Origin of the sequence: Barnesiella sp. ET7 (genome assembly GCF_024733785.1) — a bacterium.
In the GTDB taxonomy this organism is placed as follows: domain Bacteria; phylum Bacteroidota; class Bacteroidia; order Bacteroidales; family Barnesiellaceae; genus Barnesiella; species Barnesiella merdigallinarum.
The window spans coordinates 1-1,553 of sequence record NZ_JANRHM010000048.1 but is presented as its reverse complement, the minus strand read 5'-3'; the positions used below and the strand labels follow the sequence as shown (position 1 = coordinate 1,553).

Genomic DNA, 1,553 nt, shown 5'->3' with positions numbered 1-1,553 from the left:
AAGTGCAGCAAAGGAGATGGCGGCAAATCTGGGACAGAACCTCGGAACGAGCATATCCATCACCAACCAGTCTGCCGGAGACCAACTGCTGTCCGAAGTAGGTCGCGGTGCCATACAGGGCGTGTCGCAGTATATTTCCAAGAAGATGCGTGAAGAGAAGGTACACCTCAAATCAGGATATACACTGATGCTTTATCAAAACAATCAATAACCTATTAAAACATTAAAGACATGAAAAAGATTTTTGTAATGCTTGCCCTCACGATGGGCGTTGTAAGTGCCAATGCACAGTCGGTTGATTCAACCGCAGTAACTAACACAGTAACCGATAATGTAACCCTCACTACGGACATCTATCCGCAGCAGGAGGATGGCGACATCTATCACGGTCTGACAAAGAAACTGACCTTTGACCGTATGATACCTCCCTACGGCTTGGAGGTGACATACGACAAGACTACCCACATCATCTTCCCTGCGGCAGTACGATATGTGGATCTCGGCTCGCCCAACCTTATCGCAGGCAAGGCCGACGGCTCGGAGAATGTGATTCGTGTGAAGGCTACGGTAAAGAACTTCCGCGATGAGACCAATATGTCGGTGATTACCGAGAGCGGCAGTTTCTACACCTTCAATGTGAAGTACTCGGATGAGCCTCTGCTCCTGAATATCGAGATGAAGGATTTTATTCACGATGGCAGTGAGGTGAACCGTCCGAACAATGCTCTCGACATCTACTTGCAGGAGCTTGGCAGTGAGTCGCCGAAGTTGGTACATCTTATCAGCAAGGCTATCCACAAGGACAACAAACGCCACATCAAGCACATCGGCAGCAAGGCGTTCGGCATCCAGTACCTGTTGCGTGGACTATACACCCACAATGGCTTGCTCTACTTCCATACGCAGGTAAAGAACACATCGAATGTACCTTACGAGGTGGATTTCATAACCTTCAAGATTGTGGATAAGCAGGTGATGAAGCGTACAGCTATTCAGGAGCAGGTCATCTTCCCTCTGCGTGCATACGACTATGCCACAACCGTTGCGGGCAACAAGGATGAGCGTACCGTATTCGTGTTCGACAAGTTTACTATCCCTGCAGACAAGGTACTTGTGGTGGAGATGCACGAGAAGAGCGGTGGCCGACACCAGACATTCACCGTGGAGAGTGAGGACATTGTAAGAGCAAAGGTAATCAATGAACTTAAAGTGAAGTAACCATGAAGAAGTATCTGTTTCTACTTGTTGCAGTCGTATCGCTTGCCCTCTCGTCAGGGCAGGCATACGCCCAGCGTTATCTCCCGAAGATGATGGGTGTGGAACTCAGAGGTGGCTTTGTGAATGGCTCTAAATCTCCGCTCAACTACTACACGGGAATAGCGATGTCGGGATATACCAAGAAGGCTAACCGCTGGGTGGTGGGTGCAGAATATTTGCTCAAGAACTACGACTATCGGGGTACATCCATTCCTCGTGCCCAGTTCACTGCCGAGGGCGGTTACTACCTGAAGTTCCTGTCCGATCCTACAAAGACCTTCTTCCTCTCCATCGGT

General features: G+C 49.3%; 3 protein-coding genes. All 3 read left to right on the top strand.

Annotation, left to right across the window (positions count from 1 at the left end):
- The coding region (gene traM, locus NW211_RS13780) for a conjugative transposon protein TraM (RefSeq protein ID WP_258328261.1) at positions 1-211 on the top strand (211 nt) is incomplete at its 5' end.
- A 20-nt stretch (positions 212-231) separates the two neighbouring features.
- Positions 232-1,218: a conjugative transposon protein TraN gene (gene traN, locus NW211_RS13775; RefSeq protein ID WP_258328260.1), complete on the top strand. Its 987-nt coding sequence runs from the start codon at positions 232-234 to the stop codon at positions 1,216-1,218.
- A 2-nt stretch (positions 1,219-1,220) separates the two neighbouring features.
- Positions 1,221-1,553: conjugal transfer protein TraO (locus tag NW211_RS13770; RefSeq protein ID WP_258328259.1), on the top strand; the 333-nt coding region annotated here is incomplete at its 3' end.